At 69.9% G+C, this 20,302-nt stretch carries 19 protein-coding genes; 17 read left to right on the forward strand and 2 right to left on the reverse strand.

Annotated elements, in window-relative coordinates:
* The 7 genes from QZ258_RS09460 to mfd form a co-directional block, all read left to right on the forward strand.
* A partial coding sequence (locus QZ258_RS09460; RefSeq protein ID WP_294180961.1) for an SDR family oxidoreductase occupies positions 1–353 on the forward strand: 353 nt, incomplete at its 5' end.
* 58 nt (positions 354–411) lie between these two features.
* On the forward strand, positions 412–1,437 hold the full coding sequence (locus QZ258_RS09465; protein ID WP_294180963.1) for a zinc-binding dehydrogenase: 1,026 nt from the start codon (positions 412–414) through the stop codon (positions 1,435–1,437).
* A gap of 12 nt (positions 1,438–1,449) precedes the next feature.
* The gene (locus tag QZ258_RS09470; protein WP_294180966.1) at positions 1,450–2,997 is read left to right on the forward strand and encodes a gluconokinase; all 1,548 of its coding nucleotides are present in this window, start codon (positions 1,450–1,452) and stop codon (positions 2,995–2,997) included.
* Between the two features lie 31 nt (positions 2,998–3,028).
* Positions 3,029–4,072, forward strand: coding sequence for a D-2-hydroxyacid dehydrogenase (locus QZ258_RS09475; RefSeq protein ID WP_294180968.1), 1,044 nt, complete (start codon positions 3,029–3,031; stop codon positions 4,070–4,072).
* Between the two features lie 255 nt (positions 4,073–4,327).
* On the forward strand, positions 4,328–4,963 hold the full coding sequence (locus QZ258_RS09480; RefSeq protein ID WP_294180970.1) for a 50S ribosomal protein L25/general stress protein Ctc: 636 nt from the start codon (positions 4,328–4,330) through the stop codon (positions 4,961–4,963).
* 12 nt (positions 4,964–4,975) lie between these two features.
* Entirely contained in the window at positions 4,976–5,560 is a 585-nt protein-coding gene (gene pth / locus QZ258_RS09485; RefSeq protein WP_294181008.1) for an aminoacyl-tRNA hydrolase, read from the forward strand.
* Between the two features lie 10 nt (positions 5,561–5,570).
* On the forward strand, positions 5,571–9,149 hold the full coding sequence (mfd, locus tag QZ258_RS09490) for a transcription-repair coupling factor (RefSeq protein ID WP_294180972.1): 3,579 nt from the start codon (positions 5,571–5,573) through the stop codon (positions 9,147–9,149).
* Here the strand turns inward: mfd and QZ258_RS09495 are convergent.
* A complete protein-coding gene (locus tag QZ258_RS09495) occupies positions 9,103–9,909 on the reverse strand; it encodes a CPBP family intramembrane glutamic endopeptidase (protein ID WP_294180974.1) in 807 nt (268 codons plus the stop codon). The two genes, mfd and QZ258_RS09495, sit on opposite strands and share 47 nt — an antisense overlap.
* A gap of 63 nt (positions 9,910–9,972) precedes the next feature.
* Here QZ258_RS09495 and QZ258_RS09500 point away from each other — a divergent pair, with 63 nt between their 5' ends.
* The 3 genes from QZ258_RS09500 to QZ258_RS09510 are packed head-to-tail and all read left to right on the forward strand — an operon-like array spanning position 9,973 to position 12,727.
* Positions 9,973–11,424, forward strand: a complete 1,452-nt coding sequence (locus QZ258_RS09500; protein ID WP_294180976.1) for an MFS transporter — start codon at positions 9,973–9,975, stop codon at positions 11,422–11,424.
* Positions 11,425–11,480: 56 nt separating this feature from the next.
* Positions 11,481–12,083, forward strand: a complete 603-nt coding sequence (locus QZ258_RS09505; RefSeq protein ID WP_294180978.1) for a gamma carbonic anhydrase family protein — start codon at positions 11,481–11,483, stop codon at positions 12,081–12,083.
* On the forward strand, positions 12,080–12,727 hold the full coding sequence (locus QZ258_RS09510; protein ID WP_294180980.1) for a YabN family protein: 648 nt from the start codon (positions 12,080–12,082) through the stop codon (positions 12,725–12,727). The genes QZ258_RS09505 and QZ258_RS09510 overlap by 4 nt, the downstream gene beginning before the upstream one ends.
* A gap of 45 nt (positions 12,728–12,772) precedes the next feature.
* Here QZ258_RS09510 and QZ258_RS09515 read toward each other — a convergent pair whose 3' ends face one another.
* Complete coding sequence (locus QZ258_RS09515) at positions 12,773–13,528, reverse strand: SDR family NAD(P)-dependent oxidoreductase (RefSeq protein WP_294180981.1); 756 nt, start codon at positions 13,526–13,528, stop codon at positions 12,773–12,775.
* 121 nt (positions 13,529–13,649) lie between these two features.
* On the opposite strand from QZ258_RS09515, the gene QZ258_RS09520 reads away from it, so the two are divergent.
* The 7 genes from QZ258_RS09520 to QZ258_RS09550 all read left to right on the forward strand — a co-directional run bounded on the left by QZ258_RS09520 (position 13,650) and on the right by QZ258_RS09550 (position 20,277).
* The gene (locus tag QZ258_RS09520) at positions 13,650–14,297 is read left to right on the forward strand and encodes a TetR/AcrR family transcriptional regulator (protein ID WP_294180982.1); all 648 of its coding nucleotides are present in this window, start codon (positions 13,650–13,652) and stop codon (positions 14,295–14,297) included.
* Positions 14,298–14,331: 34 nt separating this feature from the next.
* Positions 14,332–15,585, forward strand: a complete 1,254-nt coding sequence (locus QZ258_RS09525) for a HisS family protein (protein ID WP_294181010.1) — start codon at positions 14,332–14,334, stop codon at positions 15,583–15,585.
* 59 nt (positions 15,586–15,644) lie between these two features.
* On the forward strand, positions 15,645–17,351 hold the full coding sequence (locus QZ258_RS09530; protein ID WP_294180983.1) for an MDR family MFS transporter: 1,707 nt from the start codon (positions 15,645–15,647) through the stop codon (positions 17,349–17,351).
* A 17-nt stretch (positions 17,352–17,368) separates the two neighbouring features.
* On the forward strand, positions 17,369–17,836 hold the full coding sequence (locus tag QZ258_RS09535; RefSeq protein WP_294180984.1) for a MarR family winged helix-turn-helix transcriptional regulator: 468 nt from the start codon (positions 17,369–17,371) through the stop codon (positions 17,834–17,836).
* Positions 17,837–17,923: 87 nt separating this feature from the next.
* Complete coding sequence (gene eno, locus QZ258_RS09540; protein ID WP_294180985.1) at positions 17,924–19,204, forward strand: phosphopyruvate hydratase; 1,281 nt, start codon at positions 17,924–17,926, stop codon at positions 19,202–19,204.
* 18 nt (positions 19,205–19,222) lie between these two features.
* Entirely contained in the window at positions 19,223–19,753 is a 531-nt protein-coding gene (locus QZ258_RS09545) for a septum formation initiator family protein (protein ID WP_294180986.1), read from the forward strand.
* Positions 19,750–20,277, forward strand: a complete 528-nt coding sequence (locus tag QZ258_RS09550; RefSeq protein ID WP_294180987.1) for a DUF501 domain-containing protein — start codon at positions 19,750–19,752, stop codon at positions 20,275–20,277. Before QZ258_RS09545 ends, QZ258_RS09550 begins: the two co-directional genes overlap by 4 nt.
* Positions 20,278–20,302: the final 25 nt, after the last annotated feature.

The raw sequence follows: 20,302 nt of genomic DNA on the forward strand, positions 1-20,302 counted from the left end.
GCAAGATCATCAACATCGCCTCGGTGCAGTCGCAGCTCGCGCGGCAGACCATCGCGCCCTACGGCGCCACCAAGGCCGGAGTCGCCCAGTTGGGCCGCGGAATGGCGGCCGACCTGGCCCGCCACAACATCCAGGTCAACACCCTCTCGCCCGGCTACTTCGCCACCGACATGAACCAGGCCCTCGTCGACGACCCGGAGTTCACCGCGTGGCTCGAGAACCGCACCCCTGCCCGCCGCTGGGGCCAGGTCGAGGAGCTCTCCGGCACCCTGATCTACCTCGCCTCCTCGGCGAGCGACTTCGTCAGCGGGCAGAACATCTTCGTCGACGGCGGCATGACCTCGGTCGTCTGATCCACCCCTCGGGGACCGCCTCGGCGGCGCTCCCGCTTCAACACCCCAGGAGGATGCCGTGAAGGCGCTCTACATTGACGGCAAGCTCGACCTCGTCGAACGCGAGGTGGCGCTACCGGAACCCGGTGAGGGTGAGGTGCGCATCCGCGTGCACTACGTCGGCATCTGCGGCTCGGATCTGCACTACTACTTCGAGGGCGCCAACGGGGCCTTCGTCGTGAAGGAGCCGCTCGCCCCCGGCCACGAGCTCTCGGGCCTTGTCGACCTGGACCCGAGCGGCGCGTTCGCGCCCGGCACCCCGGTGACGGTGCACCCGGCCCGCTTCGGCCACGTGGAGGCGGGAATCGAGGATGCGCCAAACCTCTGGCCGGGCGGCTCGTACCTCGGCAGCGCGTCGACCTGGCCGCACACGCAGGGCGGCATGAGCGAGTATCTGATCGTCGACGCAGGCATGGTGCGGGTCCTTCCCGCCGAACTCCCGCTTGAGGCCGCCGCCCTCGCCGAGCCGCTCGCCGTCTCGCTGCACGGCGTCTCGCGTGCGGGCGATGTGTCCGGCGCGCGCGTGCTCGTCTCCGGGGCCGGTCCGATCGGCCTGCTCGCCGTGGCCGCCGCCAAGAGCCGCGGCGCCGCCGAGGTGACCCTCACCGACCTGCTGCCCGAGCCGCTCGCCCGCGGACGGGCCGTCGGGGCCGACCACACGATCCAGATCGGCACGGACGAGATCCCCGAGAACGCCTTCGACGTCGTGCTCGAGTGCTCGGGCGCTGCGCCCGCCATCTCGCAGGCGTTCCGCTCCGCGCGTCGCCGCGGCACCGTCGTGCAGATCGGCATGGTTCCCGACGAGGGGCGCCCGATCAACCTGGCTCCCGCGATCTCGAAAGAGCTCAGCATCCACGGCGTCTTCCGTTTCGTCGACGAGATCGATGAGGCGATTCGCCTCCTCGCGGCCGAGCCCGCGGTCGCCTCGGTCGTCACCCAGGTGATCCCGGCCGAGAACGCCGCCGAGGCTTTCGAGATCGCGCGCGACTCGAGCGCGAGCGGAAAGGTGCTCGTCTCCACCTGGATCACCGACCAGGCCTCCTGAGAGGATCGGCAGATGACCGCCGAAGCAGCCGTGCGTAACGTCGTGATCGGCCTCGACCTCGGAACGACGAGCACGAAGGCGGTCGCCTTCACGCCCGACGGAAGCCAGCTCGCACAGGCCTCGCACGGTTACGAGCTGCAGACCCCGCACCCCGGGTTCGCCGTGCAGGATCCGCATCAGATCCTCGCCGCCGCCTACCGCGCCGTCGCCGACGTCGCGCGGGAGGTGGGTGCCGAACGGGTCCGCGGCATCTCGTTCTCCTCGGCCATGCACAGCCTGATGGGTCTCGGTCCGCTCTACGAGCCGATGACCCCGGTCATCACCTGGGGCGACACGCGCGCCGCGATCCAGGCCGAGCGCCTGCGCGCCGGGGTGAGCGGTCTCGCGCTGCACCGCCGCACCGGCACGCCCATCCACCCGATGTCGCCGCTGACCAAGCTCATCTGGTTCCGCGAGATGGAGCCCAAGCTGCACGAGTCGGTCGCGTTCTGGGTCGGCATCAAAGACTGGGTGCTCGTGCACATGTGCGGCGCACTCGTGATCGACCACTCCCTCGCCTCCGGCACGGGTCTGATGGACATCCACCAACTCGACTGGGATGCGGAGGCGCTCGCGCTCGCCGGAGTGTCGCCCGAGCAACTGCCCGAGCTCGTGCGCACGCGCGACGTGCTCCCCGGGATCACCGCCGAGGCGGCCGAGGCGATGGGGTTGCCGGAGTCGCTCGAGGTCGTCGTCGGAGCGGGTGACGGGCCCCTCGCGAACCTCGGTGTGGGCGCCGTGCGCCCCGGGGTGGCGGCCTGCTCGATCGGCACCAGCGGTGCGTTGCGCGTCGGGGTCGACCGCCCCGCCGTCGACCCGCAGGGTGGCGTGTTCTGCTACGCGCTCACGGAGGACCGCTGGGTCGTCGGCGGTGCCATCAACAACGGGGGAGCGACGCTCGGCTGGGCGCGGGGCATCTTCGCGCCCGAACTCGGCGAGGGCCGCGAGGCGGAACTGCTCGCGCTCGCCGCACGCGCGCAACCGGGCTCCGGCGGGCTCATCATGCTTCCCTACCTTCTGTCGGAGCGGGCGCCGCACTGGAGTGCGCTGCCGACCGGCGCTTACCTCGGCCTCACCCGCGGGCATCGGCGCGAACACCTGTTGCGCGCCTCGGTGGAGGGCGTGTGCCTGCAGCTGGCGCTCGTGCTGCAGTCGATGCGCGCGGCCGGCCTCGACGTGACGCACGTGCGCGCCACGGGGGGCGTCACCCGCAACGACCTCTGGCGGGGCATCCTCGCCTCGGCGCTCGGCATGACGGTCGACTTCGCGGAAGGGCAGGAAGGGTCGAGCTTCGGCGCCGCCCTGCTCGGCATGGAGGCGCTCGGACTCATCGACTCGATCGACATCGTCGACGAGTTGATTCCGGTCGAGGATTCGGTGCGACCCGAGCCGCGGGCGCTCGCCGTCTACAGCCAGCTGTTGCCGGTGTTCGCCGAGCTCTACACGCACCTCGTCCCGACCTTCTCGAGCCTGCGGCGGCTGGCTCCGAGCCTGCCGCTTGACCTCTCCGAGGAGGAGTAGCCGAGCGCTCCGGGTCGATACCCTGAGAGCAATGGAACCGTCATCTCGTCTGCGCGTCGTCGTTGCCACTCCCTTGTTTCCGGCGGACGCCGCGATGATCGTCGAGCGCGAGCCGCGCATCGAGCTCGTCCACGTGCCCGAACTGCTCGCCGAGCCGAACGTCGACTGGATGACCTGGTCGAAGCGCACCCCGGAGCAGCAGGAGCGCTTCGAACAGCTCGTGGACACGGCGGACGCGCTCTATGGCGTGCCCGACCACTCGGGCAAGGCCCTCGCGCGCACCGTCGCCGCCAACCCGAAACTGCGCTGGGTGCACACGATCCCTGCGGGCGGCGGCCAACAGGTCAAGGCCGCGAACCTCCCTGCGGAGGCGCTGGAGCGCATCGCCTTCTCGACCTCCGCGGGGGTGCACGCCGCGCCGCTCGCCGAGTTCGCGATCTTCGGCGTGCTCGCCGGAGCGAAGCAGCTGCCGTGGCTGCAGGAGACGCAGCGCCGTCACGAGTGGGCGCCACGTCGCCCCCTGGGTCGTGCCGCCTCCTCCACCGTCGCGGTGGTCGGTCTCGGCTCGATCGGCAGACTCACCGCCGACAAGCTCGCGGGCCTGGGCTTCCGCGTCGTCGGAGTGCACCGCCGCGCGGTGGAGGCGCCCGGGGTGAGCGAGATCTTCCCCGTGGAAGACCTCGCGCGCGTCGCCAGCGAGGTGGATGCGATCGTGCTCGCGCTGCCCGGCACCTCCGAGACCGAGAAGATGCTGAGCCGCGAGGTGCTCGCCGCGGCCAAGCCCGGCATCACGATCGTGAACGTGGGGCGGGGAACGACGGTCGACGAGCCGGCGCTCATCGACGCGCTCACCGACGGCCGGGTGGGACTCGCGGTGCTGGACGTCACCTACGTCGAGCCGCTGCCGGCCGAGAGCCCGCTCTGGGAGCTGCCCAACGCGATCATCGCGCCGCACACCGCCGCGATCAGCACCGACGAGCCGCGCCTCATCGCCGAACTGTTCGTCGAGAACGCGCGCCGATTCCTCGACGGGGAGCCGCTGATCAACCGCGTCAACACCCGCGAGTTCTACTGACCCCTCCGCACCGTTTTCAGGAGTTGGTGTGACCAAAGTGACAGGAGTCACCGGTCGAGGGGTCATCCGCCTCATCCGTCACACGAACTCCTGAAAAAGGGTGAGGTAGAGTGTGCAGGTACTTCGGCGAGGGATGCACCGGCATCCGTAATCGACGCGGTGGGCTGGCCTTGGGAGAAGATCCCGTGTCGTCCTCACGCAGTCTGCGTTCGAGTTGACCAACACCAGGGCCCCGGGCCCATTCAGGAGAAGACAATGTCTGACGACAACAACCTCGTTGCCGAGGTCCGCAGCGAGTTCGGCAAGGGAGCGGCCCGCCGCATCCGCGCCGAGCACAAGATCCCCGCCGTGCTCTACGGTCACGGCACCGAGCCGCAGCACCTCACTCTGCCCGGCCACGAGACCGCGCTCATCCTCCGCAAGTCGAACGCGCTGCTCACGCTCGACATCGCCGGCACGCCCGCCCTCGCGCTCGTCAAGGACGTGCAGAAGGACCCGGTGCGCCAGATCATCGAGCACATCGACCTGATCGTCGTCCGCAAGGGCGAGAAGGTCACCGTCGACGTCTACGTGCACGTCGAGGGCGAGCCCGCCGTCGGCACGATCGTCGCGCTCGACGCGAACACGCTGTCGCTCGAGGCCGAGGCGACCCACATCCCCGAGAGCATCACGGTCTCGGTCGAGGGCCTCGAGGCCGGATCGCAGATCCACGCCTCCGACCTCACCCTGCCGGCCGGCTCGACGCTGGTCAGCGACCCCGAGACGCTCGTCGTCAACATCACCGTGCCGGCCGTTGCCGACCTCGGTGAGACCGAAGAGACCGAGGGCGACGAGGCCGCCGAGGGCGAGGCCGAGGGCGACGCCGAGGACGCTTCGGGCGACGCCGAGTAGTTCGGAGACATCATCTCCGCAGATGCGTGGCTCGTAGTCGGGCTCGGGAACCCCGGGCCCGACTACGCCGCGCATCGGCACAACGTCGGCCAGATGGCGCTCGACGTTCTCGCGGAACGGATCGGCGCCGGCTTCCGGCTGCACAAGGCCCGCGCTGCGGTTGCCGAAGGACGGATCGCTCCGGGCGCCGCCAAGATCATCCTCGCCAAGCCGGCGAGCTTCATGAACCTCTCCGGGGGACCGGTCGCGGCGCTGCTGAAGTTCTACTCGCTCGACGCCTCACGGCTGATCGTGCTGCACGACGAACTCGACCTGCCCTTCGATACCGTCCGGCTCAAGCAGGGCGGCGGTCACGGCGGCCACAACGGGCTGCGCGACATCAGCGCCGCCGCCGGACCCGACTACACGCGGGTGCGGATTGGCATCGGGCGCCCGCCGGGGCGACAAGACGCCGCCGACTTCGTGCTGAAGCCGTTCTCGTCGACCGAGCGCGCCGCGCTGCCGAACCTGCTCGCCGACGCCGCCGACGCGACCGAGGATCTGGTGACGCTCGGGCTGCTCGACGCCCAGCAGAAGTGGCACGCCCCGCGCGCGTAGACTTCCCCAAATGGGCCTCCATCGGATTCTCCCGGCGCTTGCGCGCGCCCACAGCATCGAAACCGCACGGGAAGAGGCCCGGCACGACGCCGACTTCGCCGTCGTCGAGGGCGTGCGGATTCCGCTCCTCGCCGAGCTGCTCGATGCGCGCGGAGGCCCGAGCGCGCTGCTGGTCATCACGGCGACGAGCCGCGAGTCCGAGAGCGTGCAGGCGGCGCTGTCCAGCTACCTCCCCGAGGCCCACGTGCTCGGCTTCCCGGCCTGGGAGACACTGCCGCACGAACGCCTGAGCCCGAGCGCCGAAACGGTCGGGGCGCGCATCCGCACGCTGCGCCGTCTGCGCGCCTGGGATCAGAACCGCGACGCCCACCTGATCGTGGTGGCGAGCGTGCGCGCCGCGTTGCAGCCGGTTGCGCCGGGACTTGCGGAGGTCGCCCCCCTGGAGCTTTCGACCGGCGGCCGCGGCTACGCACTCGATGAGATCGCGACGCGGCTCATCGAGCTCGCCTACACGCGCGTCGACCTGGTGACCCGGCGCGGCGAGTTTGCGCTACGCGGCGGCATCCTCGACGTCTTCCCGCCGGATGCCGAACACCCCGTGCGCGCCGACTTCTTCGGCGACGAGTTGGAGCAGTTGCGCGCGTTCTCGGTCGCCGATCAGCGCTCGCTCCCGGGAGACCTGGACGGCGTCGAGCTTCCTCCGAGTCGCGAGCTGTTGCTGACCGACGCGGTGCGCCAGCGCGCCCGCGAGATGGAGTCGGAGTTTCCGACGCTGCAGCAGATGCTCGCCAAGATCGCCGAGGGCATCCCGGTCGAGGGCATGGAGTCTCTCGCCCCCGCGCTGCTGGAGCGGCTCGAACCGCTGACCGCGTCGTTCCCGACGGACGCGGCCGTGGCGCTCATGTCGCCGGAGCGCATCGCGAACCGCGCCGTGAGCCTCGTCGAGACGAACCGCGAGTTCCTGTCGGCCGCCTGGACCGCCGCCACGGCGGGCGCCTCGGCACCGATCGACCTGGACGCGGGCGACTTCCTCACCGTCACCGGTCTGCGCGAGGCGGCGCGTCCGCGCACCTGGTGGACGTTCTCGCCCTTCGGGCTCGGCGCCGCCGACCTCGACGACGACCTGGTGCGCGTCGAGGCGGATGCCGCCCCCACCTTCGCGGGAAAGTACGGCGGGGCCGTCGATCACGTCGCCGAACGGCTCGCCGCCGGGTGGTCGATGGTGATCACGGCGCAGGGTCCCGGCCTCATCGAGCGCGCGGCGCAGGTGCTGGGCGAGCAGGGGCTCGCCGCCCGCCCCGTCGACGAGCTGCCGACCGAGCTCGATCCGGGGGTGGCCTACCTCGTGCAGGGCGCGGTCGAGGCCGGTTTCGAGTCGCCCGAGCTGCGCCTGGCTCTGCTGAGCGAATCCGAGTTCTTCGGCCGCGCGGTCGGCGTCGACTCGCGCCAGGTGAAGAAGCTCGCCAGCCGCCGCAAGAACGTCGTCGACCCGCTGCAGCTGAAGGCCGGTGACGTCGTCGTTCATGCCACGCACGGCATCGGTCGTTTCGTCGAGCTGGTGCAGCGCGAGGTGTCCAGCGGGGAGCGGCAGGCCCGCGGCCCGCTCGGCTCGAAGGCCGCCAAGGTCATGCGCGAATACCTCGTGATCGAGTACGCGCCCTCCAAGCGTGGGATGCCCGGCGACCGGCTGTTCGTGCCGACCGATCAGCTCGATCAGCTGAGCCGCTACGTCGGCGGCGAGTCGCCCGCGCTCAGCAAGATGGGCGGCTCCGACTGGTCGGCCGCGAAGGGCCGCGCGCGCAAGGCGGTGCGCGACATCGCCGTCGAACTGGTCAAGCTCTACAGCGCGCGGATGGCCTCGAAGGGCCACGCTTTCGGGCCGGACACCCCGTGGCAGCGTGAGCTGGAGGAGGCCTTCCCTTTCGCCGAGACACCCGATCAGCTGCAGACGATCGATGAGGTCAAGGCCGACATGGAGCGACCGATCCCGATGGATCGCCTCATCTCGGGCGACGTCGGCTACGGCAAGACCGAGATCGCCGTGCGCGCCGCCTTCAAGGCCGTGCAGGACGGCAAGCAGGTCGCGATGCTCGTGCCGACGACCCTGCTGGTGCGCCAGCACATGGAGACCTTCGCCGAGCGCTTCGCCGGATTCCCCGTGCACCTGCGCGCGCTCAGCCGGTTCCAGACGGAGAAGGAGTCGAATGAGACCATCGACGGGCTCGCCCGCGGCGAGGTCGACGTCGTGATCGGCACGCACCGCATCCTGAGTGAGTCGATCCGATTCAAAGATCTGGGGCTCGTCATCATCGACGAGGAGCAGCGCTTCGGTGTCGAGCACAAGGATGCGCTGAAGAAGCTCAAGACGAACGTCGACATCCTGGCGATGAGCGCCACCCCGATTCCGCGAACCCTCGAGATGGCGGTCACCGGCATCCGCGAGATGTCGACGCTCGCCACCCCGCCCGAGGACCGGCATCCGATCCTCAGCTATGTCGGCGCCTACAACGACCAGCAGGTGACGGCCGCGATCCGCCGCGAGTTGCTGCGCGAGGGCCAAGTGTTCTACGTGCACAATCGCGTCTCGAGCATTCAGGGCGTCGCCGCCAAGATCGCCGAACTGGTGCCGGAGGCGCGCGTCGCGGTCGCTCACGGCCAGATGAGCGAGAGCGCGCTCGAGCAAGTGATCGTCGACTTCTGGGAGCGCCGGGCCGATGTGCTCGTGACGACGACGATCATCGAGACCGGGATCGACATCGCCAACGCGAACACCCTGATCATCGATCGTGCCGACAAGTACGGCCTGAGCCAGCTGCACCAGATCCGCGGACGCGTGGGCCGTGGCCGCGAGCGCGCGTACGCCTACTTCCTCTACGACGCCGACAAGCCGCTCGGCGAGACCGCGCATGACCGGCTGGAGACGATCGCGGCGAACAACGAGCTCGGCGGCGGCATGCAGATCGCGCTCAAGGATCTGGAGATTCGCGGCGCGGGAAACCTGCTCGGTGGCGAGCAGTCGGGCCACATCGCGGGCGTCGGTTTCGACCTGTACCTGCGCATGATCGGCGAGGCGGTGAGCGCGTTCCGCGGCGATGTCGCCGAGGGGCAGACCGAGCTGCGACTCGAACTGCCGGTCGATGCGCACGTGCCTGAGGAGTACATCGAGTCGGAACGGCTGCGGCTCGAGGCGTACCAGAAGCTCTCGACGGCGACGGCGCCCGCCTCCCCGGACGATGCGCTCGACTCGGTCGTCGAGGAGCTCACCGATCGCTACGGCGAACCGCCCGAGCCGGTGCGGCACCTGGTCGCGGTCTCGCGCCTGCGCCGTCTCGCGCAGAAGGCGCTGCTCGGCGATGTCGTGGCGATGGGCGGCAACCTGCGGCTCGCGCCGGTGGAGTTGCCCGACTCCCGCACTGTGCGGCTTGAGCGTCTCTATCCGGGCGCGCGCATCTTCGGGCAAGCCAAGGCGATCAGCGTGCCGCTGCCCAAGGACCTGGCGGATGCCGAACTGATCGCCTGGGTCGTGCAGCTGATCGAGGCGATCATTCCGATGCCGGAGGCGGCGGCGCCGGCGACATCGGCGGAGTGACGGGGGCGGGTGTCGGCCGCGGCTTCCACGCCGAGCCGAGCACGACCGGGATCAGCACGAGCGAGCGCAGGTCGATGAGCGCGTGCACGACGATCGGCAGCACGATCGAGCCCGAGACGAGGTAGAGCGCCGCGAACCCGGCGCCGAGCACGGCGGCCGCCGCGACGCCCGTCGGCCCCTGATAGAGGTGCAGCAGGCCGAAGAGCACGGCGCTCACCGCGAAGGCGGCGAACGCGTCCCCGGTGATTCCGAACAGCAGGGCGGGCAGCGCGAGCCGGAAGAGCAGTTCTTCGAAGACGCCCGCGCTCAGCGCGAGCCCCAGGCCGTAGGGCAATTCGCCGCGGGTCCGGGGGAGGAGGGCCCGGATGTTTCCCACGGTCGGAATCTCGTCGATCGGGGTGTGCCGCAACAGGATCACCGGAAGCACGATCGCGATCGCGCCCACGATCGCGAGGCCGATCGCGACGGCGGTGCCGGGTTCCGTGCCGAACCATTCGCGAAGTGGGAACACCCCGGGAAGGCGCTGCGCCTCGCGCAGTGCCTCCTCGGCCCACGCGGCGCTCGCGAACAGGGTGACGGCGCCGAGACCGCCCATGACGACGACCGACTCGATCAACCAGCGGCGGTAGATCTTCTGCCGCGCGATCGTGCTGCGCAGGCGCCGGAAGCGCGCGAACTCGTTCCGTTCGCGCGTGACCGCGCGGCCCACGAGCAGCGCCACGACGAGCGCGAACAGGGCGATCAGCGGCGCGGATTCCATCGCTCCAGTCTGCGCCACCCAGCACGGCCGCGCGGCGTTACGCCAGGATGAGAAATTGTGTCGATGAATGTGGGGCTCAGATCCGAACGCGGGCCGGTGCTGCTCGCCGTCATGGTGGCAACGGCGGTCGTCGCCATCGATGCCACGGTGTTGGCGACGGCGGTGCCGACCATCGTCGCCGACATCGGCGGGTTCAGTTCGTTTCCGTGGTTGTTCTCGATCTACCTGCTCGCCCAGTCGGTCACGGTGCCGGTGTACTCCAAACTCGCCGACACCATCGGCCGGAAGCCGATCGTCTTGTTCGGGATCGCGGTCTTCCTGCTCGGCTCGATCCTGTGCGGGATCGCGTGGGACATGCCCTCGCTCATCGTGTTCCGTGCCATCCAGGGGCTTGGTGCCGGGGCGGTCCTGCCGATCACCATCACGATCGTCGGCGACATCTATTCGGTGCAGGAGCGCGCCAAGGTCCAGGGGTACATCGCCAGCGTCTGGGCGGCGGCGGCCGTGCTCGGACCGACCCTCGGCGGCCTTTTCGCCCAGTTGGATGCCTGGCGCGGCATCTTCTGGATCAACGTGCCGCTGTGCCTGATCGCCGGCTGGTTGCTGCTGAAGAACTACGGCGAGAAGCGCGAGCCCCAGCAGCATCGGATCGACTTCGCGGGAGCCGGAGTGCTGACCGTCGCGCTCGTGCTGATCCTCTTGGGCGTTCTTGAAGGCGGCAACGCCTGGGCGTGGAACTCGCTGCCGAGCATCGCGGTCCTCGCTGGCGGTGCGCTCCTGCTCGTCGTCTTCGTCGTGATCGAGCGCCACGCCGCCGAGCCGGTGCTGCCCCTCCCGCTGCTCGGGAGGCGGATCGTCTGGTCGACCTCGGTGCTCGGGCTTGCCATCGGTGCGGTCATCATCGGGCTCACGGCGTTCATTCCCACCTACCTGGAAGGCAGCATCGGCGTCGCGCCGATCGTCGCCGGCCTGTCGCTGGCCACCCTCACGATCGGGTGGCCGATCGCCGCCTCGCTGTCGGGCCGGGTCTACCTGCGCTGGGGCTTCCGCGCCACGACGATCTTCGGCGGGGTGATCGTGGTGCTCGGCACGAGTGCGCTGGCCTTTTCGGTTCTGGCGTTCCCGCCCTCGCCGTGGCTCGTCGCCGCGCTCTGCTTCGTGGTCGGTCTCGGAATGGGGTTCGCCGCCGCGCCCAGCCTCGTCGCCGTGCAGTTCAGCGCCGCCTGGAACGAGCGCGGAGTCGTCACCGGAACCACGCTTTTTGCGCGCACCATCGGCCAGGCCGTCGGAGCCGCGGTGCTCGGCGCGGTCGCCAATGGGGTCGTCGCCGGCCGCGGCGGCGACGAAACCGATCCGGGGACCGTGCTCGCCGCATCCGGAGCCGTCTTCGTCGCGGTGGCCATCGTCGGCGTTGTGCTCGCGGCGCTCGCCTTCGCGATGCCGCGCGACCGCGGGGGCGTCGTCGCCGCCGAGCCGGAGCCGACCGAGACCGGCCCCATCGCCACGGTCGGATGACGCGACGCGGGCAGTTCTCCGTGAGCTGCCCGCCGCCCCGGGAGTAGGTTCGGAGCATGCTGTACGAGCACGCGGGGCATGCCCCCCGCATCGATCCCACCGCCGTGGTCTCGCCGAGCGCCGTCATCAGCGGCGACGTCACGATCGGCCCGGACTGCCAGATTCTGCACGGGGCCGTCATCTCGGCCGAAGGTGGGCCGATCCACATCGGGGCCCACGTGATCGTGATGGAGAACGCCGTGTTGCGCGCCGCCGCGAGCGATCCGCTCACGATCGGCGACCACTGCCTGGTCGGGCCGCAGGCCTCCATCTCGGGGGCGACGATCGGCGACGAGGTGTTCATCGCGACCGGGGTGCGCATCTTCAACGGCGCCGTCATCGGCGAGCGCAGCGAGATCCGGATCAACGGGGTCGTGCACCTGCGCACCGAACTTCCGCCCGAGTCGGTCGTGCCGATCGCCTGGATCGCCGTCGGGTCTCCGCCGCAGATCCTCTCGCCGGATCGTCACGACGAGATCTGGGACGTGCAGCAGGCGCTCGACTTCCCCGGCTACGTGTTCGGTCTCGACCGCAACACCCCCGATCTGATGGTGCAGCTCACCGAGCGCTACGCGCGGCACCTGGCGGCGCATGCCGACGACCGCGAGGTGGAGGCGTGACGGGGCCGAACCCGAAGCTCGATGAGTTGATCGCCACGGCGGCACGGCTGCGGGCCCCGGGCGGTTGCGCGTGGGACCGCGAGCAGACCCACGAGAGCCTCGTGCAGTACCTCGTCGAGGAGAGCTACGAGCTGATCGAGGCGATCGAGTCGGGCTCGCGCGACGAGCTGATCGAGGAGCTCGGCGACGTGCTCTACCAGGTGCTCTTCCACGCCGACATCGAGGCCGAGGCCGGCAGTTTCACGCTCGAGGATGTCGCCGAGCACATGACGGCGAAGATGGTCTCGCGCCACCCGCACGTCTTCGGTGACGTCGTGGCCGATTCCGCCGACGCGGTGGTCGCCAACTGGGACGCGATCAAGGCGGTCGAGAAGTCGCACCGCACGAGCGTGCTGGACGGCATCCCCGAGGCGATGCCCGCGCTGGCGCTCGCCGAGAAGGTGCTCGGTCGGGCCGCGAAGGTCGGCGTCGAGCGAGCCGCCGCCGTGATTCCCGAGACCGAGGAGGAGCTCGGCGAGCAGCTGCTCGCGATGGTCGCCGCGGCGCGCGCGCAGGGGTTGGATGCCGAGCGCGCCCTGCGCGGCGCCCTGCGGACACTGCGCACCGACATCCGCGCCGCGGAAAGCGCCCCCGAACGCGACTGAGCGGGCGGGCTCGCGCCCACCCGCTCACGGTGTGATTCACGGTGCCTACTGCGCGGTGTAGCCGCCGTCGACCAGGTGGTAGCTGCCCGTGATGAACGAGGCCGCGTCCGACACCAGGAAGGCGACGAGCGCGGCGACCTCGTCCGCTTCGCCCATCCGGCCGAGGGCGTGCTTGCCCTCGAGGAACGCCACCGTGTCGGCGTCCAGGTTTCCCTCCAGAAGCGGGGTCTTGATAAAGCCGGGGCCGACCGAGTTGACGCGCACGCCGTCGCCCGCGTATTCGAGCGCCGCGTTCTTGGTGAGTCCGACCACGCCGTGCTTCGCCGCGACGTAGGCCGAGGAGGTGGCGAATGCGACGCTGCCGAGGATCGAGGCCATGTTGACGATGGCCCCGCCGCCGTTGGCGACCATGGCGGGAAGCTGGGCGCGCATCCCATACATGACGGCGCTGAGGTTGATGTCGATCACCTGCTGCCAGCCGTCGATCGGGTAGTCGCCGATGGGGGCCGACGGGCCGCCGATTCCGGCGTTGTTGACCGCGATCTTCAGCGGGGCGAGCTTGTTGGCCGCCTCGACCGCGGCGACCGCATGCTCCGGGTCGGTGACGTTGCCGATGTGCGCGACGGCCGTGCCGCCCGCCTTTTCGATCTCGGCCACGACGGCGTCGGCGCCGTCCTTGTTGAGATCGAACACCACCACGGCCGCGCCGTTGGCGGCGAGCGTGAGCGCGACCGCGCGTCCGATTCCGGAGCCTCCTCCGGTGACGATCGCGGAACGATCTGCGACATCGTACGTTGCCATATCTACGTCCTTTCGGTGCTGTGCTCGGCGTTGAGCGGCGCACGGCCGCGGCAACGCGAGCGTTCTAAACGACATCTGTCGAATAGTTGGAGACTACACGCGTCGGAGTAAAGTTCGCTGAATGGACGGCGGTGCGCAGAGCGAGCAGAGACTCGATCCGCGTCAACGGCGAACCCGGGCCGCGCTCGCCGAGGCCGTCCTGGCGCTCGCGGCCGACCGCGGCATCGACGGCCTGACCGTCACCGAGCTCACCGCGCGCGCCCAGGTGCACCGCTCGACGTTCTATCAGCACGCGAGTACGCCGCTCGAGCTGTTGAAGGCGACGCTTGCCGGTGAACTTGACGCGCTGCGTGCCCGCTATCTCCTCGACCTGCCGCGTGAACGCACCGAGTCGGCCTTGCGTGGGGTGACGATCGGCGTCCTGGAACATGTCGAGCGGCACGCCGCCATCTACGGACGGCTCGACACCGACGCCGGCGCGACCTTGCACTCCTTCCTGGGTGCGCACTTCGCGGAGTCCGCCCGAATCCTCATCGCGCAGTCCAGTGTGGATCTTCCCGACGCTCCGGAGGGGGTGTCGCCGTCGACGGCGAGGGCGGCCGTGCGTCGCTACATCGCCGACGGATTCGTCGGTGCGATCGCCGCCTGGCTGCACGAGCCGCCGCCGCGCGATGCCGCCGCGTTCGCGGAATTCCTCGACACGCTCATGCCCTCCTGGTGGGCGCACCCCGCACGCGGCGGGTCCCGCGCGCCCGACCTGGAAGAATGACCGCGTGGCCAGCACCGTCAATCCTCCCCGCGGCATGCGGGACTTCCTTCCCGCCGACAAAGCGCAGCGCGAACGCGTGCTCGCCGTCATCCGTGAGCGCTACCGGCACCACGGCTTCGACGAGATCGAGACACCCGTCGTCGAAGACAGCTCGCGCCTGAACGCCGGCCTCGGCGGAGACAACGAGAAGCTCGCCTTCGGTGTGCTGAAGCGCGGCCTTACCGTCGAAGAACTGCACGTCGCCGAGTCCACGCTCGACCTGGTGGATCTCGGTCTGCGCTTCGATCTGACGGTTCCGCTCGCGCGGTTCTACGCCTCCCACCGCGCCGAGCTTCCCAGCGTGTTCCGCTCGATTCAGATCGCGCCGGTCTGGCGCGCGGAGCGCCCGCAGAAGGGGCGCTACCGCCAGTTCGTGCAGTGCGACATCGACATCATCGGCGAGCCGACGATCCGCGCCGAGGCCGAACTGCTGCTGGCCACCCTCGACACTCTCGACGCGCTCGGGCTTCGCGGCGGCACGATCCGTGTCAACGACCGGCGCCTGCTGATCGGCATGCTCGAAAGCTTCGGCTTCCCCGAGGCGACGCACGACTCGGTGCTCATCACGATCGACAAGCTCGACAAGCTGGGGCCGGAGGGCGTCATTGCCGAGTTGCGGGAGCGCGAGGTCGCGGGGCACGCGGTCGACGCGTTCGAGGCTTTCCTGCGCCGCCCGCAGGACCCCGGTGCGGCGGCGTTCGGTGCCGAAACGATCACGGCGGCGCTGCCCGAGGGCGCGGATCCTGCGGTGATCACGCAACTGGAGGAGCTGGGAGCCGCGGTGGTGGCGGCGCGCGGGGAGGCATCCGCGCTGCAGTTCGACCCGTTCCTGGTGCGCGGCATGGGATACTACACGGGCCCGATCTTCGAGCTCGCCCACCCGAGCGTCACGTACTCGCTCGGCGGTGGCGGTCGCTACGACGGCATGATCGGGCGGTTCCTCGGCACCGAGGTGCCGGCGACGGGCTTCTCGCTCGGGTTCGAGCGCCTCGTCGACCTCGTGACGCTCGACGATCAGACCGAGGTGGATGCGGTCGCGCTCGTGCACGACGCCGACGTTCCGCTCGACCGACTGCTGTCGCTCAAGGCGGGGATGCTGGAGCGGGCCGGGCGCGTGCGTCTGGCGACGCGCACGAAGAACGTCAAGGTGCTGCTCGAGTCGCTCGAGTCGGAGGGCTTCACGCACTTCGCCTTCGTGTCGGCGGCGACGGCGTCGGTCGACGAGTTGGAGCTGCGCCCACTCGGATAGTTGACTTTTGTCAACTCAGGCGTATGGTTGACCGTTGTCAACTAACGCCAGGAGTCTTTGTGAGTTCAGCCCCGCGCACGAGCGCATCCGCCGACATGTCGCGCCGTGAAGTTCTCGAGGCCATCTCGGGCCTGCTGGCCGGCATGCTCGTGGCGATCCTCTCCACGACGGTCGTGTCGACCTCGCTGCCGGTCATCGTCACCGACCTCGGCGGCGATCAGGCGACCTTCACCTGGATCGTCACCGCGACCCTGCTCGCCACGACCGTGAGCACGCCCATCTGGGGCAAGCTCGCCGACATGCTCGACCGCAAACTGCTCGTGCAACTCGCGCTCGGCATCTTCGTGCTCGCCTCGGTCGCCTCCGGGTTCGCCCAAGAACCGGGCGTGCTGATCGCGTTCCGGGCCGTGCAGGGCATCGGGGCGGGCGGCCTGATGGCGCTCGTGCAAGTGATCTTCTCCGACATCGTGAGCCCGCGCGAACGCGGACGCTACATGGGCATCCTTGGCGGCATCATGGCCCTCGGCATCGCGGGCGGACCGCTGCTCGGCGGTGTTATCACCGACACCATCGGCTGGCGCTGGAACTTCTACGTCGCGGTGCCGATCGCGATCGTCGCCATCGTGCTCATCCAGCGCACCCTGCACCTGCCCAAGCACTCGAGCCGGGTCAAGATCGACGTCCTCGGGGCGGCGCTCATCGCGGGCGGCGTGTCGTTGCTGCTCATCTGGGTGACCCTCGGCGGCACCCAATTCGACTGGAACTCGCTCGCCTCGTGGCTGATGCTCGGCGGCTCGATCGTGCTGCTCGGGCTGGCGGTGCTCGTCGAACTCAAGGTCGAGGAGCCGATCATCCCGCTCTCGCTGTTCCGAAACCGCACCTTCACCCTGACCACGATGGCGAGCCTCGCGGTCGGGGTCGGCATGTTCGGCACCTCCGTGTTCCTCAGCCAGTACCTGCAGCTCTCGCGCGGCATGACACCGACCGAGTCGGGCATCTTCACGCTGCCGCAGGTCGCCGGAATGCTCATCGCCTCGACCGTCGCGGGTGCGGTCATCAGTCGCACCGGCGCGTGGAAGCGCTGGATGGTCACCGGCGCCAGCCTGCTGACCATCGGGATGGCGCTCATGTCGACGCTGCGCTACGACACCCCCTTCGGGCTGATGTTCACCTACATGGCCGTGCTCGGGCTCGGAATCGGCATGCTCATGCAGAACCTCGTGCTCGTCGTGCAGAACACCGTGGATGTCCGCGAGATCGGCGCCGCGAGCGCCGGGGTCGCCTTCTTCCGCACCCTCGGCGGCGCGGCCGGGGTCGCGGCGCTCGGCGCCGTCCTCGCCGCGCGCGTGCGCGACGAGGTTGAAGCGGGGCTCATCGCCCTCGGCATCCCGGCCGGCGACGCCTCCGCGCTCGGCTCGGGCTCCATCCCCGACCTGGCCACCCTGCCCGAACCGGTGCGACTCGTCATCGAGCAGGCCTACGGCCTGGCCATCGGCGAGATCTTCCTGATCGCCGTGCCGCTCGGCGTGCTCACGATCGTGCTCGTCGCGCTGCTTCCCAACATCGCGCTGGGCACGAAGAACGGCATCCAGCAGCGCGCCGAGCAGGACACCGCTGCCGAGGCGGCGACGCGCGACGAGATCCTCGCCGACACCCCGGCCGAACTGCTCATCGAAGTGGCAACCGATGTCGGCGGTGGCGCGCCCGTGCTCGACGACGACGAGCGCGGGCCGCAGAGCGACTCCCGCCCCGACGCCCGGGACTGAGCGGACGACGCGGCACAATGGTGACCATGCAGAACGGGGCGGCGGCGGACGAGGCGCGCGAGCGCGCCACGACCGAGATCGAAACGGCCGTTTCCGACCTGTTCCGCACCGTCAAGGGGTGGAACCGCGAACTGGCCCGGCGCTTCGACCCGCCCCTGTCGATGGTCGCGTTCGGGCTCTTGCGCTACGTGCGTCACCACGGCCCGGTGCGCGCGGGTGACCTCGCGGCGGCCTTCGACCTCGACAAGGCCTTCGTCAGCCGGAGCGTCGGCCAACTGCGCGAGGCGGGACTCCTCGAGCAGACGCCCGACCCCGAGGACGGCCGCGCGACGCTGCTCGTGGCCACGGCGACGGCGATCGAACAGTTCGACCGCATCCGAGCGGATGTGCGCCGCAACTACGAAAGCCTGCTCGACGACTGGGAGATCGACGACCTGAATCGGTTCTCGGAGCTGCTCGCGCGGTTCCAGCGCGCCCTGCCCTGACCCGGCGTTCCGGCGAGGCGGCTAGGATTCCAGACGGACCAGCCCCGGAATCGCTGGAACCCCCACCCACCACGCAAGGAGAACCCCGTGTCTGCAATCGAGGCCGTCGGCGCCCGCGAAATTCTCGACTCCCGAGGCAACCCGACCGTCGAGGTCGAGGTTCTGCTCGAAGACGGCACCGTCTCGCGTGCCGCCGTTCCCTCCGGCGCCTCCACCGGTGCGTTCGAGGCCTACGAACTGCGCGACGGCGACAAGAACCGCTACCTCGGCAAGGGCGTCCAGAAGGCCGTCGACGCCGTGCTCGACGTGCTCGGCCCGGCCATCGAAGGCTTCGACGCCGCCGACCAGCGCCTCATCGACGCCGAGCTGAAGGCCGCCGACGGCACCGACAACAAGTCGAAGCTCGGCGCCAACGCCATCCTCGGCGTCTCGCTCGCGGTCGCCAAGGCCGCCGCCGACTCCTCCGACCTGCCGCTGTTCCGCTACCTGGGCGGCCCCAACGCGCACACGCTTCCCGTGCCGCTGCTCAACGTCATCAACGGCGGATCACACGCCGACACCAACGTCGACATCCAGGAGTTCTTCCTGGTGCCGCTCGGCGCCGAAAGCTTCTCCGAGTCGCTGCGCTGGGGCGTCGAGACCTACCACGGCCTCAAGGGCCTGTTGAAGGCCAAGGGCCTCGCGACCGGTCTCGGCGACGAGGGCGGCTTCGCGCCCGAGCTCGCCAGCAACCGCGCCGCGCTCGACTTCCTCATGGAGGCCATCGAGAAGGCCGGCTTCACCCCCGGCAAGGACATCGCGGTCGGCCTCGACGTCGCCTCGACCGAGTTCTTCCACGACGGCGCCTACCAGTTCGAGGGCAGCGCGCGCAGCGCCGCCGAGATGACCTCGTACTTCGCCGACCTCGTCGCGAACTACCCGCTCATCACCATCGAAGACCCGCTCGCGGAAGACGACTGGCAGGGCTACATCGACTTCACCGCCGAACTCGGCGACAAGGTGCAGATCGTCGGCGACGACCTCTTCGTCACCAACCCGACCCGGCTCGCGGACGGCATCACCAAGAAGGCCGCCAACTCGATCCTGGTGAAGGTCAACCAGATCGGCACGCTCACCGAGACGCTCGACGCCGTCACGATGGCGCAGCGCGCCGGGTTCACCGCGATCATCTCGCACCGCTCGGGCGAGACCGAAGACACCACGATCGCCGACCTCGCCGTGGCGACCGACGCCGGCCAGATCAAGACCGGTGCCCCGGCCCGCTCCGACCGCGTCGCGAAGTACAACCAGCTGCTGCGCATCGAGGAGGAGCTCGGCGAGGCCGCCACCTTCGCCGGTCGCGGCGCCTTCCCGCGCGCCCAGGCCTAGCCCGCCTACCCTGGAGTCATGACCAGGTCGACGCGAACTCCTCGGGGCCGGCGCATTCCCGTTGCGCTCCCCGAGGAGTCGCGCTCGACGGCGTGGCTTCGCGAGTTCCGACCCTCCGGCTTCGCGCTCGGCGTCCTGGCGCTCGTCGTCGGGGCACTCGTGGTGCTCGCGCCGAGCCTCAAGAACTTCGTCGAACAGCGCCAAGAGATCGCCCGCCTGGAAGCAGCGGTTCGTGAGGCGCAGGCCGACGTCGATCAGCTGGAGGCCGAGATCGCGCGCTGGGACGACCCGGCCTACATCGAAGCTCAGGCCCGAGACCGGCTGTACTACGTGTTCCCCGGCGACCGCAGCTACCTCGTCATCGGCGATGACGGCATCCCGACCTCGAGTGACGAACTGCCGATCAGCGACCAGATCCAGACGACTCGAGTCGACTGGCTCCGCGCGCTGCTCGGCTCGGTCTTCGAGGCGGGGCTCACCGAGCTCACGCCGAGCGAATTGGACGAGTCGGGAAACCTCGACAGCCCCCGACAAAGGACAGACGGATGACCCGCCCGCCATTCGAGGCCCCCACCGAGGCCGAGGTCGCCACCGTGACCGCCCAGATCGGTCGACCCGCACGCGGAGTCATCGGCATCGCGGCGCGCTGCGTCTGCGGCAACCCGACCGTCGTCGCCACCCAGCCGCGGCTCGACGACGGCACGCCGTTCCCCACGCTCTACTACCTGACGCATCCGGCGGCGACCGCCGCGATCTCGACCCTCGAAGCGACCGGCGTGATGGCAGAACTCTCGGCCGAACTCGAGGCGGATGCCGACCTGGCGGCGGCCTACGCGGCGGCCCACGAGTCCTACCTCGCCGATCGCGAGTCGATCCTCGTCGTCGACGAGGTCTCCGGCTTCTCCGCGGGCGGCATGCCCACGCGGGTGAAATGCCTGCACGCCCTCGCCGGCCACGCCCTCGCGGCGGGCCCGGGCATCAACCCGGTCGGCGATCGGGCGCTCGCGCGGGCGACGTGGAGTCCCGAGCGCTGCGAGTGCGACGAGCCCGGGCGCGCCGTCGCGGCCTCCTAGGCTCGTGCGCCGCGCCGCACTGCTG

Source organism: uncultured Schumannella sp., assembly GCF_905479755.1.
GTDB lineage: Bacteria > Actinomycetota > Actinomycetes > Actinomycetales > Microbacteriaceae > DCRR01.